Here is a 12,905-nt window from a genome sequence, read left to right on the forward strand (position 1 = left end):
GCCGCTGTTGATTTTGCAAACAACCGTGTGAAGGGGCTATACTGACTGTATCCGGCAGCAACCAGACGTAAAATCCTATGAAAAATGATACCTTCGACACCTCCGAGCTTTGTGACATTTACCAGGAAAATGTGAATGTCGTTGAACCCCTGTTTTCCAACTTCGGGGGTTGTTCATCGTTTGCGGGGCAAATCACCACCGTAAAATGCTTTGAAGATAACGGACTGCTCTTTGATCTCCTGGAAGAAGAGGGAGAGGGCCGTATTCTCCTCGTTGACGGGGGCGGATCTGTCCGTCGTGCACTGGTTGACGCGGAACTCGCGGCACTGGCTGTGCAGAACGGCTGGGAAGGTATTGTGGTGTACGGCGCGGTGCGTCAGGTGGATGATCTGGCTGAAATGGATATCGGTATCCAGGCGATGGCCGCAATTCCGGCAGGCTGTGGTTCAGAAGGTATCGGTGACAGTGACATCCGCGTGAATTTCGGCGGTGTGACCTTCTTCTCCGGCGATTATCTGTATGCGGATAACACCGGGATTATCCTGTCAGATATCCCGCTGACGCTTCCGGAAGAAAATGATGATGATGAAGATGAGCTGACCGAAGCGTAATCCTCATAAGATACACAGACAACAAAAAGGGCGGATATCCGCCCTTTTGTCGTTATGACACAAGATAAAAACCGCATCACACTCAATTATTCGTTTTGCAGCAATACCGCGATTACACTAAATCATTCGTTCTGTGGCAAGACAGTGAAGCGAAGAGCCCCGGGAGCATACACCAGTATGTGACCGGGGAGCTGAGCGAAACCAACACAGCCACAGCATCAAAACCGCGATTACACTAAATCATTCGTTTTGCAGCAAGGCGGCGAAGTGAGGACGTCCCCGGGAGCATACATCAGTATGTGACCGGGGCGGACGAACGAAGCCAACGCCGCTGCGGAACGAAGGATGACGTGTAATTTACTGGACGTCGTCCATCTTACCCAGCAAAGCCCGCAGACGCTCCTGCCAGCCTGCCTGCTCCTGCTTCAGCTGCTCGTTTTCACGCACCAGTGACTCACGGGCACCGGCTGCATTCTGCACTTCGCGGTTCAGGTTGTTGTTCGTTTCTTTTAATTCGTCGATTTCCATCTGTAACAGGGTGATGGTGTCGATAGCCTGCTGGACTTTTGCTTCCAGCTTTTCAAATACTTCAAATGACATCTTGCGTCCTCCTTGTAAGCGATGCTCTGATTGTAAGTAGGTGTTATCAATGTGTCCAGTCACATCCCGTGTATTCCCCATAATGCAGCAGAATAAAATCCGGCTGATATTCGCCTGAATGTTGCTCGCTTGTTATAAAATAAGCGAAATCGCTCAATTTGTTGACGAGATCCACAGTTTTTGATTTCGTTATTTCTCGTTTCCGCTCATTAACGATAAATTCACACTAAGACATACGTCTGATACACGAAGAACATTATTTGTTAATAATTTGCACTTATTTCACCCTAATTTTGCACTATCAGGATTGATACTATGAGTCTAATGAAATCTCCGACCCTCTTCGGACAATGTCTCTCCGAATTCCTGGGTACAGCACTGCTGGTCTTCTTTGGTTTAGGCTGTGTGGCCGCGGTTCGTATCGCCGGTGCACAACTGGGATTATGGGAAATCAGTATCATCTGGGGTCTGGGTGTGGCACTGGCGGTGTATCTGACAGCCGGGATCTCCGGCGCACATCTTAACCCGGCTGTCACACTCGCGCTCTGGCTGTTTGCCTGCTTTGAGCGCCGCAAAGTGATTCCGTATATTGTGGCCCAGTTCCTCGGCGGGTTTGCCGCTGCAGCGCTGGTTTATGCCATGTATTACAATGTGTTCCTCGATTATGACCAGGTGCATCATATTGTCCGCGGCTCACAGGAAAGCCTCTTTACCGCCGGGGTTTTCTCCACCTATCCGGCAGCACCGGTCAGCGTGGGTCAGGCGTTCTTTATCGAAGTGGTGATCGCCGCTATCCTCGTCTGTCTTATCCTGGCACTGACCGATGACGGCAACGGTGTACCGCGCGGCCCGCTGGCACCACTGCTGATTGGTCTGCTGATTGCGGTTATCGGCGGCTCCTTCGGTCCGCTGACCGGCTTCGCCCTTAACCCTGCCCGTGACTTCGGCCCGAAAGTGGTTGCATACCTTGCAGGCTGGGGAGATATTGCCTTCACCGGCGGGCGTGATATCCCGTATTTCCTGGTACCGATGTTTGCGCCGATCGTCGGCGGGTTACTCGGTGCATTCGGTTACCGCAAGCTGATCGGCCGCCATCTGCCGTGCGAAGTGTGTAATACCGGGGACGAAAAATAATACCGCAGCGAATCACGTACTCTGACGTTATCGCGTGTTTGTTCACTCAGAAATAAAACAGGTTTAATTATGACAACAGAAACAATCACCCGTGAGAAAAAGTATATCGTCGCGCTGGATCAGGGAACCACCAGTTCACGGGCGGTACTTTTTGATCGTAATGCCAATATTATCGATATCGCGCAGCGCGAATTCACTCAAATCTACCCGAAACCGGGCTGGGTGGAACATGACCCGATGGAAATCTGGGCCACACAGAGCTCAGTCTTAACAGAAGTCCTCGCCAAAACTGACGTGCATCCGGACGAAGTCGCAGCTATCGGTATCACCAACCAGCGCGAAACCACCATCGTCTGGGAAAAAGAGACCGGCAAACCGGTTTATAATGCGATTGTCTGGCAGTGCCGCCGGACAGCAGATTACTGCACCGGTCTCAAACAGAATGAAGAGATGGTCCGCTATATCCGGGAAAATACCGGCCTGGTGATTGACCCGTATTTCTCCTGCACCAAAGTGAAGTGGATCCTCGACAATGTCGAAGGTGCGCGGGAGAAGGCGGAGAAAGGAGAACTACTGTTCGGGACTGTCGATACCTGGCTGGTCTGGCGCATGACCCAGGGACGTGTACATGTCACCGATCACACCAACGCCTCGCGCACCATGCTGTATAACATCCGTTCACTGGAGTGGGATCAGAAAATCCTCGACCTGTTCGGTATTCCGCGCGCCATGCTGCCGGAAGTGAAAGCGTCCTCTGAAATCTACGGCAAAACCAATATCGGCGGGAAAGGCGGCACCCGTATTCCTATCTCCGGTATCGCCGGTGACCAGCAGGCGGCGCTGTTCGGCCAGATGTGTGTTCAGCCGGGTATGGCGAAAAACACCTACGGCACCGGCTGCTTCCTGCTGATGAACACCGGTAACGAAGCGGTACTGTCCGAACACGGTCTTCTGACCACTATCGCCTGCGGCCCGCGCGGTGAAGTGAATTATGCCCTTGAAGGCGCGGTATTTGTGGCCGGTGCCTCCATCCAGTGGCTGCGCGATGAGATGAAAATCATTGCCGATGCCACCGATTCCGAATATTTCGCCACCAAAGTCAAAGACAGCAACGGTGTGTATGTGGTGCCTGCCTTTACCGGCCTGGGCGCACCTTACTGGGATCCGTATGCGCGCGGTGCTATTTTCGGTCTGACCCGGGGTGTGAACAGCAATCACCTGATCCGTGCCACCCTGGAATCTATCGCCTATCAGACCCGCGACGTGCTGGAAGCCATGCAGGCCGATGCCGGAACCCGTCTGAAGGCGCTGCGTGTCGATGGCGGTGCGGTGGCAAACAATTTCCTGATGCAGTTCCAGTCCGATATCCTGGGGACATCCGTGGAACGCCCGCTGATCCGCGAAAGTACTGCACTGGGTGCGGCACTGCTGGCCGGGTTATCCACCGGGTTCTGGCAGGATTTAGAGGAAATCAAAGCCAAATCCACCATCGAGAAAACCTTCCGTCCGGGCATTGAAACCACGGAACGGAATGTCCGCTACAGCGGCTGGAAAAAAGCCGTTGCCCGCACACAGGACTGGGAAGATCACAGCTAATCCCCTTTCTGTTTTTTATCTCTCTGCCGCCGGTTAATACCGGCGGTTTTTTATGCGCGAAAACAACAATCACCACCAGAACAAAAACCCGCCTCACCCGGTAAAAGCACATATCCGCAGACCAAACTCCCGGATACCCGTCAGAGATCACAAAAAACAACCAACTGTAATCAGTATGTAACCGTATGTGCTGACATTCACAGTAATAACGAATTAAATCGAATATTCTGTGAGCGAAAAGGAAAATATATGAAGAAAACCGCTGCTGTTCCGGTAAACTTCACCACCAAATACTGACAAATACTTAGCGAGGGAGATGTCTATGCTAAGCCTGTTTAAACCTGCACCGCACATTCAGAGGCTCAGTGCTGATCGCATTGATCCGGTATACCGCCGTCTGCGCTGGCAAATTTTTATAGGTATCTTTTTTGGCTATGCTGCCTATTATCTGGTCCGGAAAAATTTCGCCCTCGCCTTCCCCAGCCTGATGGAGCAGGGATTTTCCAAAGGCGAACTGGGGACGGCATTGTCTGCGATCTCCATTGCTTATGGTCTTTCCAAATTTATCATGGGATCGTTTTCTGACCGGGCTAACCCGCGCTATTTTCTCCCGACCGGGCTTATCCTTGCCTCGGCTGTCATGCTTATCATGGGCTTTTGCGACTGGGCAACCTCTTCCGTCTGGATTATGGCTATTCTGCTGTTTCTCTGCGGATGGTTCCAGGGGATGGGCTGGCCTCCGTGCGGACGTACTATGGTGCACTGGTGGTCACAGAAAGAGCGCGGCGGAATTGTATCAATCTGGAACTGTGCCCATAACGTCGGCGGCGGCTTACCGCCGATGCTGATGCTGCTGGGGATGTATTGGTTCGGTGACTGGAAAGCGGCGTTTTACATGCCGGCATTTGCGGCCATTCTGGTGGCACTCATCGCATTTGCCCTGATGCGGGATACCCCGCAATCCTGCGGCTTACCGCCAATCGAAGAGTACAAAAACGACTATCCTGATGACTATACAGAGAACAGTGAAGTTGAACTGACGGCAAAACAGATCTTCATGCAATACATTTTGCCGAATAAGTTACTGTGGTATATCGCTGTTGCTAACGTCTTTGTTTATCTGCTGCGTTACGGCGTGCTCGACTGGTCACCGACCTATCTCCGGGAAGTCAAACATTTCGATATAACAGGCTATTCTGTCGCCTATTTCCTGTATGAATGGGCGGGGATCCCGGGTACGCTGCTGTGCGGCTGGATGTCAGATAAAATCTTCAAAGGAAACCGCGGCGCAACCGGAGTGTTCTTTATGACGCTGGTGACGATTGCCACCGTGGTCTTCTGGCTCAACCCGGCGGGTAACCCGTCTGTTGATATGGCGTGTATGATCACCATCGGCTTCCTGATTTACGGCCCGGTCATGCTTATCGGCCTTCATGCCCTGGAACTGGCACCGAAAAAAGCAGCCGGTACCGCCGCCGGATTCACCGGATTATTCGGCTATCTCGGCGGTTCTGTGGCAGCAAGTGCAATCGTCGGCTTTACTGTGGATTATTTCGGCTGGGATGGCGGTTTTGGTGTCATGATTGGCGGCAGTGTGCTCGCTGTGATCCTGTTAGTTGTGGTGATGCGTGGTGAGAAGAAACATCACGATGAAATCGCCCGCAATAAAGCATAAGCGGAGACAGACAGATGAATATACCCCGTCAGTTTTATCTTGTCAGTGCCCTTGCGGGTGCCATGATCTGCGGCTCTGCCGCTTTTGCGGCAGACAATAAGATTGTGATTGCACCTCGCGGTGCCAGCGGCTATCTGCCGGAGCATACCCTGCCGGCCAAAGCGATGGCATATGCACAGGGTGCTGATTATCTGGAACAAGATCTGGTGATGACCAAAGATGATGAGCTCATCGTCCTGCATGATCATTACCTTGACCGTGTTACCGATGTGGCAAAACGCTTTCCGGATCGCGCACGTAAAGATGGCCGTTACTACGCCATCGATTTTACCCTCGCGGAAATTAAATCCCTGAAATTTACCGAGGGGTTTGAAATCGAAAATGGTAAAGCCGTACAAAAATATCCGGGTCGTTTTCCGATGGGAAAATCAGATTTCCGTATTCATACCTTTCAGGAAGAACTTGAGTTCATTCAGGGTCTGAACCATTCCACCGGAAGAAATACCGGGATTTACCCCGAAATCAAAGCGCCGTGGTTCCACCGTCAGGAAGGTAAAGATATCACCCGTAAAACCCTGGAAGTGCTGAAAGCCTACGGCTACCAGACTAAAGATTCCGGGGTATTTCTTCAGTGTTTCGATCCGAATGAATTAAAGCGCATCAAAAATGAGCTGATGCCGGAAATGAAGATGGATTTGATGCTGATACAGCTGATCGCTTACACCGACTGGCAGGAAACATTTGAACAGAATGCGGAAGGCAAATGGGTCAACTATAACTACGACTGGATGATGGCTCCCGGTGCGATGAGTAAAATCGCAGCATATGCTGATGGTATCGGGCCTGATTATCATATGCTTATCAGCAAGGAGTCCAAACCGGGTCACATCACTCTGACGCCGATGGCAAAAGAGGCACACGCTTCGCAACTGATGATCCATCCGTTTACTGTCCGCGCGGATGCCTTGCCGCCGTATGCGGAAAACACTGAACAGTTATTTGATGCTATTTATATTCAGGCCGGAGCAGAAGGGTTATTTACTGATTTTCCGGACAAAGGCATACAGTTTCTGCAAAAACATAAACTGCATCAGTGATCACTACTCTGTTGCGAAACAGAACAACGGGCACAATAGTGCCCGTTTTCTTTATATCAGCAGCCTGACTCAGGATGCCATCGGCTGCTGATTCTGCAACCGGTGAGCCAGCGGCAGCCAGCACAACACCATAATCACAGAGACCGCCAGCATCAGCAGGCCGACACTGCCCTGTCCGCCCTGCGGCATCAGTGCGGAAATCCAGGTAGCAACACCAGAGCCCACATTCTGCAATCCGCCCACCAGCGCCCCCGCAGCCCCCGCCAGATACGGGAACGGCTCCATGGCCGCCGTGGTGGCCAGCGGGAACAGCATCCCGGCACCAAAGAAAAACAGCGCAGCAGGGATCAGTAAGGTCCAGACATTCATCACGCCCAGCAGCCCCGGGATCCACATCAGCGCCCCGGCCACCAGACAGCAGATTACCGCACACCACACCAGAAAACTGAAGGATTTGCTGTCACGCCCGGCAAACCAGGCACCGAAAAATGCCGCAGGTATCGGCAGAATAAACAGAATACTCACCGCCATACTGCCCAGCCCCAGGCCGTCACGCATCAGCACACCGCTGGATGCCTCAAATACCGCCACCCCGGCCAGGCCGCATATCAGCATCGCCAGATACGGCACAAATGTCCGGTTGGTCAGCAGCAGACGGAAAGAGGCCCACATTTTAGGTTTCTCTTTCATCGGCGGACGGGTTTCCGGCAGTTTGTGCCACATGTTGTAACCCACCGCCAGACCGAGCAGGAGCAGAAACGCATAACAGGCACGCCAGCCGAAGAAAAATGCCAGTGCACCACCGAGCATCGGGGCGATAAGCGGGCTGACCAGGATCCCCATATTCAGCAGGCTGTTGGCGTAACGCAGGGAAATTCCGGTGTATAAGTCACGCGGCATGGTTCGCGCCATCACCCCGGCCACCCCGGTCCCCAGCCCCTGTAACCCGCTGGCAATCACCAGCATAGTCAGATTCGGTGAAAACAGCGCGGCAGTCGTGGATAACACATAAATAAATAACCCGGTGAGGATCACCGGACGGCGGCCGACTTTATCTGAAATCGGCCCGTAAATAAGCTGGGATGCACCATAAGTAAATAAATACGCCGCCATCACGCTCTGCACGGCACCCGCCGGTTTACCGAAATCCAGCGCAATATCCGTTATTACAGGCACATACACTGTCTGCGTCATTTGCCCGACAGCAATCAGCGCAATCAGCATTACCAGCAGATGAAAATTTTCCAGTTTTTTCATTTTTATTGTCAGTCTTTACATTGTCACCGGGAGGGCACAGCACAATTCCGGCAGCATTAATCACGGCCGGAATCAGTCATACTTGCGATACCGTATAAAATAGCAAATTAAAAAAATTTTGGGAGATAGTTCACACATTTATTTTTGTAACAGAACGACCGTTTTTATGCTGTTTCCGGCAACTAAACTGTACAGTTCATCCTGATTTATCGTATTCATGCGACAGGATCCTCTGACGCATTTAATCGATACATTTTTCCCCGTCGGCTTATTACACTGGTTTACATATTAATAACGACCATTCTGCGACTGACGGAGGTTATGCATGTCAAACTGGATCACAGGACGTGTCACACGTATCACACACCATACTGATACCTTATTCAGCCTGCATGTTCAGGCACCTGTCCTTCCCTTTACAGCGGGACAATTCGCCAAACTCGGCCTGGAAATTGACGGCGAACGCACACAGCGCGCTTATTCTTATGTTAATGCACCGGATGATGATGACCTCGAATTTTATCTGGTCACTGTCGGCGACGGTAAACTCAGCCCGCGGCTGGCAGCCCTGACCCCGGGAGATGAACTGCTGATCACCGATGAAGCGGCCGGTTTTTTTGTGCTTGATGAAGTACCGGACTGCGACACCCTCTGGATGCTCTCCACCGGCACCGCCATCGGCCCGTTTTTATCCATTCTGCAATATGGCAAAGATCTGGAGCGGTTCCGTCATATTGTGCTGGTGCATGCTGTGCGCTATGCCGCCGACCTGAGCTATCTGCCGCTGATGCGGGAACTGCAGAAAAAAATCGGGAGTGACAAACTGCGGATCGTGACTGTCGTCAGCCGGGAGCATGCGGAAGGCTCACTGCATGGCCGGGTACCGGCGCTGATCAGTTCCGGTGAACTGGAAGCCGCCGCCGGATTACCGCTGACCGCCGAAAACAGCCATGTGATGCTGTGCGGTAACCCGGAGATGGTGAAAGACACACAAAATCTGCTGAAAACTGGGCGGGAGATGCGCAAACACCTGCGCCGCAAACCCGGCCATATCACCAGCGAGCAATACTGGTGATACCCTGACCGCGGGTTCGCCCGCTGTCTCTGCCTCAGTGGCTGTCGATTTTATCCACCGGCTGTGTGCTCTCCCCGAAGCGGTTGCCCTCATCAAGACTTTTAAACACACCGCAGTCGAGCACCATTATCATCACGATAAAAATCGGCAGAAAACGCCCCAGCCCCCACTGCCAGAAATCACCGGCGAGGCTCCAGTCCGGCGTGGTCAGTGCCCACGCCATCACCAGCATTAACGCCCAGCCGCCGCGCTTGTTGCGGTCATGCAGGCGTTTGGTAAAAATCGCGGCGGCGGGATACATCACCATCAGCACCGGCACCATAATCACTTCAACAGGCAGCTTAAACAGCCCCTGTAATGACATCAGGAGAAACAGCACTGCGCCGCACACGCCGATCCCCGCCCAGAATGCTTTGCGGCCGATCCGCCCGTGAAACGAAAACGCCCATTGTTGTAGTGTCATTTCTCTTTCCTAATCGTGTACACTGGTTATATTGCAGACGGACCACAGGGAGTCGCTATGAACGCAGTCAAAAAAACCGCACTGGCCGCCCTGACAGCGGGATGTACGCTGCTGCCCGTCACCCCGGTTGCGGCCGGTGACGCGGTACTGATCCCCATCCCCTGCCCGCCGGAAACACTCTGGCTTCAGGCGGATGCCCCTGCTTTCGGCATCACCATCCCCGTTATGCGCGAACAGTTTAACCGCAACAACCCGTCGCTGCCATTACGGGAATACAAAGTCGTGGCCTCAAACGACATTACCGCCAGCTATCTGCGGGCGGCAACCCGCATCAGCCCTTATATTTACTCTTCCGCCATCCTTGAGCGCGACAGTGAAAAAATCAAAAGTCTCCAGCTGACACTGCTGCCCGGTGCAGACAGTGCAGCGGAAAAAACCAACCGAGCCCTGATGCTGGCCTATATTAAGGCACTGATTATTCAGTTCGAACCGACGCTCAATAAAAACAATATTGATGCCGCCCTGAGCCGGGCACTGGCAACGGATTTCAAAACCGGCACTTACGCCTCTCAATTCGGTGCATTACGCTATCTTCTGGTAGTTGATGATAAAAATGGGGTAACTTTCGCTATTGAACCGATTAAGCTTTCGCTATCTAATAGTGATACGGCACAGTAAACAGTGGCCGAAAAGCAAAGCTATTTCGCGCCGCTTTCACTATACTGTCTCTCTGTTTGCCTGTTCGCCGCTCTGCGCGGACAATGGTAATAAAGCTTAAGTCATTTAACTCATTCCGGCAGGAGGAAATACAATGCGACATCCCTTAGTCATGGGTAACTGGAAGCTGAACGGCAGCAGTAAAATGGTTTATGAGCTGATCACCGCTCTGCGTCATGAAATCGGCAATGTCACCGGATGTGATGTTGCGATCGCACCACCGGCAATTTATCTCTCTCAGGCCAAACAGGTTCTGGCGGGCTCCTCCATTGTACTGGGTGCCCAGGATACCGGTCTGAATCTCTCCGGTGCGTTCACCGGTGAAACCTCCCCTGAAATGCTGAAAGACATCGGCGCACAATACATCATTATCGGCCACTCCGAGCGCCGCACTTACCACGGTGAGAGTGATGAATTAGTGGCAGAGAAATTCGCGATCCTGAAAAAACTGGGTCTGACCCCGGTACTGTGCATCGGTGAATCCGAAGCAGAAAATGAAGCGGGTAAAACCGAAGAAGTCTGCGCACGTCAGATTGATGCCGTTCTGAACACTCAGGGTGCGGATGCATTCCTCGGCGCCGTCATCGCGTATGAGCCAATCTGGGCTATCGGTACCGGCAAGTCCGCTACTCCTGCGCAGGCACAGGCAGTGCACAAATTTATCCGCAGCCATATCGCGAAGAAAGATGCGAAAGTGGCAGAGCAGGTTATTATCCAGTACGGCGGTTCTGTAAATGATAAAAACGCCGCAGAGCTGTTTACCCAGCCGGATATCGACGGCGCATTAGTCGGCGGCGCATCACTGAAAGCAGATGCTTTCGCCGTGATCGTCAAAGCCGCAGCGGCAGCAAAAGCCGCAAAATAATCTCCGGACTCCGGACAGCAAAAAGCGGCGAAATCGCCGCTTTTTTTGTGCCTGTTACTGTGCAAACCGCTTCTTTTTATTCTGATCAATCCCAAATTGAGTCATCAGGTATTATCTTTAAAAAATTCACGCAATCCTCTGAATCATTCAGTCTGTGGCAAGGCGGCAAAATAAAGAGTCCGGGGAGCATACATCAGTATGTGACCCGGGCGATGAATGAAGCCAACGCGGCCACAGGCTGAAGGATGACGAGGATTTTTAGTAGAGTTTCTTCGCGGTCTCATACCAGTCTTTCTTAAACACCCGCTTCATATTCATTACCGCATCAATAATATCGTGATGAACCAGTTTTTCATTCTGGATCCCGACACAGCGGCCGCCGTAACCTTCCAGCAGTAACTGAATAGAATAAGCACCCATGCGGGATGCCAGGATGCGGTCATACGCCACCGGCGAGCCGCCGCGCTGGATATGCCCCAGTACCGTTGCACGGGTTTCGTGATGTGTTGTCGCCTCTATCTGCCGCGCCAGCTCATACACGTCGGTGACATGTTCGGTGATCGCCACAATCGCATGGCGTTTGCCTTTATCAATCCCGGCTTTGATTTCTGCAATCAGTTCATCACTGCTGTATTCCACTTCATTCGGCGGCAGAACGATAAATTCACAGCCCCCGGCAATGGCAGCGGACAGTGTCAGGTCACCGCAATAGCGGCCCATCACTTCTACAATAGAGATACGTTTGTGGGAAGTGGAGGTATCACGCAGACGGTCGATAGCTTCAACCACGGTTTCCAGTGCGGTAAAATAGCCGATGGTGTAGTCGGTTCCCGCCACGTCATTATCGATAGTACCCGGCAGGCCGATACACGGGAAACCCGCTTCGGTCAGTTTTTTGGCACCGAGATAAGAACCGTCCCCGCCGATAACCACCAGCGCGTCGATGCCATTTTTGCGCAAATTTTCAATCGCGGTTTCCCGCACTTTGTCATCACGGAATTCCGGGAAACGCGCCGACCCGAGGAAGGTACCACCGCGGTTGATCACATCAGAGACACTGAAGCGGTCGAGCTGTTTCATCCGGTTTTCATACAGGCCGAGATAGCCGTCATAAATCCCGATAACTTCCAGCCCTTCTGACAGCGCAGCGCGGACAACGCCACGGATTGCAGCATTCATGCCCGGCGCATCACCGCCGCTTGTCAACACACCGATTCGTTTGATCTTCTTGCTCATGATGACCTCTGATTTGCAGATGTAATATGTGTAAATCTGAAAAACCTGAGCGGCATGTTATCACGCTTCCCCGGTCAGGCTTCGGGAATTCACTGCTGTAACGCATTGCTGAATTGATTCACCTAATCCTATAGTAAGATAAGGTTTAGCCGGATGCACCTATCTTTGCGGATTTTTTTGTCATTTTGAGACACCGGAAACACAGGCCTGTCATAACCGCAGGATTACTCAGCATACCCGTTAAGGATACCCGAAAAACAAAAAATAATTAGCGGATATGAAACATTTTTTTCACAAATAATGCGTTACCGGAAAAGCAGGGGTCAAAAGCAGGATCTGAAATAAAAGGCATATCCGGGAAAGAATATATATCCGGATTTACCGCACATTATGTAATTAACAAAAACAAACCGTAAGAAATTATTTCATTACTCACATCGTGACATAAATAATGCAATAGAAATTTATATAATATTTTTTTGCAATTATTGAATATAATTTATGGCCGGATTTGAAAAACAGATATCAGTAATATTTTGTCATACTAAATTAATATTTATTACACCGCCTCTATTACTC

At 51.7% G+C, this 12,905-nt stretch carries 12 protein-coding genes; 8 read left to right on the forward strand and 4 right to left on the reverse strand.

Translation table 11 applies throughout. The annotated features are described in order from the left end of the window. Positions 1-77: 77 nt before the first annotated feature. Positions 78-611 (forward strand): ribonuclease E activity regulator RraA, encoded by a 534-nt coding sequence (rraA, locus tag GN208_RS08210; RefSeq protein ID WP_004236610.1) that lies wholly within the window; start codon positions 78-80, stop codon positions 609-611. A 357-nt stretch (positions 612-968) separates the two neighbouring features. On the opposite strand, the gene zapB is transcribed toward rraA, so the two are convergent. Then, positions 969-1,211, reverse strand: a complete 243-nt coding sequence (gene zapB, locus GN208_RS08215) for a cell division protein ZapB (RefSeq protein WP_004236611.1) — start codon at positions 1,209-1,211, stop codon at positions 969-971. A 315-nt stretch (positions 1,212-1,526) separates the two neighbouring features. On the opposite strand from zapB, the gene GN208_RS08220 reads away from it, so the two are divergent. The 4 genes from GN208_RS08220 to glpQ all read left to right on the forward strand — a co-directional run bounded on the left by GN208_RS08220 (position 1,527) and on the right by glpQ (position 6,713). Then, positions 1,527-2,345 (forward strand): MIP/aquaporin family protein, encoded by an 819-nt coding sequence (locus GN208_RS08220; RefSeq protein ID WP_015422391.1) that lies wholly within the window; start codon positions 1,527-1,529, stop codon positions 2,343-2,345. Between the two features lie 69 nt (positions 2,346-2,414). Next, positions 2,415-3,941 carry a glycerol kinase GlpK gene (glpK, locus tag GN208_RS08225; RefSeq protein ID WP_004236613.1) on the forward strand — a complete coding sequence of 509 codons (1,527 nt, stop codon included), beginning with the start codon at positions 2,415-2,417 and terminating at the stop codon, positions 3,939-3,941. Positions 3,942-4,263: 322 nt separating this feature from the next. Next, positions 4,264-5,616: a glycerol-3-phosphate transporter gene (gene glpT, locus GN208_RS08230; protein ID WP_004236614.1), complete on the forward strand. Its 1,353-nt coding sequence runs from the start codon at positions 4,264-4,266 to the stop codon at positions 5,614-5,616. A 14-nt stretch (positions 5,617-5,630) separates the two neighbouring features. Continuing rightward, positions 5,631-6,713 carry a glycerophosphodiester phosphodiesterase gene (gene glpQ / locus GN208_RS08235; RefSeq protein ID WP_279577434.1) on the forward strand — a complete coding sequence of 361 codons (1,083 nt, stop codon included), beginning with the start codon at positions 5,631-5,633 and terminating at the stop codon, positions 6,711-6,713. Positions 6,714-6,782: 69 nt separating this feature from the next. Here the strand turns inward: glpQ and emrD are convergent, their stop codons facing one another. Next, complete coding sequence (emrD, locus tag GN208_RS08240) at positions 6,783-7,970, reverse strand: multidrug efflux MFS transporter EmrD (protein ID WP_004236617.1); 1,188 nt, start codon at positions 7,968-7,970, stop codon at positions 6,783-6,785. Between the two features lie 325 nt (positions 7,971-8,295). On the opposite strand from emrD, the gene fpr reads away from it, so the two are divergent. Then, a complete protein-coding gene (gene fpr, locus GN208_RS08245) occupies positions 8,296-9,045 on the forward strand; it encodes a ferredoxin--NADP(+) reductase (RefSeq protein ID WP_004236618.1) in 750 nt (249 codons plus the stop codon). A 34-nt stretch (positions 9,046-9,079) separates the two neighbouring features. On the opposite strand, the gene GN208_RS08250 is transcribed toward fpr, so the two are convergent. After that, complete coding sequence (locus GN208_RS08250) at positions 9,080-9,508, reverse strand: DUF805 domain-containing protein (RefSeq protein ID WP_004236619.1); 429 nt, start codon at positions 9,506-9,508, stop codon at positions 9,080-9,082. 57 nt (positions 9,509-9,565) lie between these two features. On the opposite strand from GN208_RS08250, the gene GN208_RS08255 reads away from it, so the two are divergent. Next, on the forward strand, positions 9,566-10,186 hold the full coding sequence (locus GN208_RS08255; RefSeq protein WP_004236620.1) for a YiiQ family protein: 621 nt from the start codon (positions 9,566-9,568) through the stop codon (positions 10,184-10,186). 133 nt (positions 10,187-10,319) lie between these two features. After that, the gene (gene tpiA, locus GN208_RS08260; RefSeq protein ID WP_004240805.1) at positions 10,320-11,090 is read left to right on the forward strand and encodes a triose-phosphate isomerase; all 771 of its coding nucleotides are present in this window, start codon (positions 10,320-10,322) and stop codon (positions 11,088-11,090) included. A gap of 258 nt (positions 11,091-11,348) precedes the next feature. Here the strand turns inward: tpiA and pfkA are convergent, their stop codons facing one another. Beyond that, complete coding sequence (gene pfkA / locus GN208_RS08265; protein ID WP_004240806.1) at positions 11,349-12,326, reverse strand: 6-phosphofructokinase; 978 nt, start codon at positions 12,324-12,326, stop codon at positions 11,349-11,351. Positions 12,327-12,905: the final 579 nt, after the last annotated feature.

It is taken from the genome of Morganella sp. HSTU-ASny43 (genome assembly GCF_022819185.1).
GTDB classification, from domain to species: Bacteria; Pseudomonadota; Gammaproteobacteria; order Enterobacterales; family Enterobacteriaceae; genus Morganella; species Morganella morganii.

Bases quoted from the DNA above. Each gene is read 5' to 3' on its own strand.
- pfkA (WP_004240806.1), bottom strand. From the start codon at position 12,326: ATGAGCAAGAAGATCAAACGAATCGGTGTGTTGACAAGCGGCGGTGAT.
- glpT (WP_004236614.1), top strand. From the start codon at position 4,264: ATGCTAAGCCTGTTTAAACCTGCACCGCACATTCAGAGGCTCAGTGCT.
- GN208_RS08250 (WP_004236619.1), bottom strand. From the start codon at position 9,508: ATGACACTACAACAATGGGCGTTTTCGTTTCACGGGCGGATCGGCCGC.
- zapB (WP_004236611.1), bottom strand. From the start codon at position 1,211: ATGTCATTTGAAGTATTTGAAAAGCTGGAAGCAAAAGTCCAGCAGGCT.
- glpQ (WP_279577434.1), top strand. From the start codon at position 5,631: ATGAATATACCCCGTCAGTTTTATCTTGTCAGTGCCCTTGCGGGTGCC.
- fpr (WP_004236618.1), top strand. From the start codon at position 8,296: ATGTCAAACTGGATCACAGGACGTGTCACACGTATCACACACCATACT.
- glpK (WP_004236613.1), top strand. From the start codon at position 2,415: ATGACAACAGAAACAATCACCCGTGAGAAAAAGTATATCGTCGCGCTG.
- GN208_RS08255 (WP_004236620.1), top strand. From the start codon at position 9,566: ATGAACGCAGTCAAAAAAACCGCACTGGCCGCCCTGACAGCGGGATGT.
- rraA (WP_004236610.1), top strand. From the start codon at position 78: ATGAAAAATGATACCTTCGACACCTCCGAGCTTTGTGACATTTACCAG.
- GN208_RS08220 (WP_015422391.1), top strand. From the start codon at position 1,527: ATGAGTCTAATGAAATCTCCGACCCTCTTCGGACAATGTCTCTCCGAA.
- tpiA (WP_004240805.1), top strand. From the start codon at position 10,320: ATGCGACATCCCTTAGTCATGGGTAACTGGAAGCTGAACGGCAGCAGT.
- emrD (WP_004236617.1), bottom strand. From the start codon at position 7,970: ATGAAAAAACTGGAAAATTTTCATCTGCTGGTAATGCTGATTGCGCTG.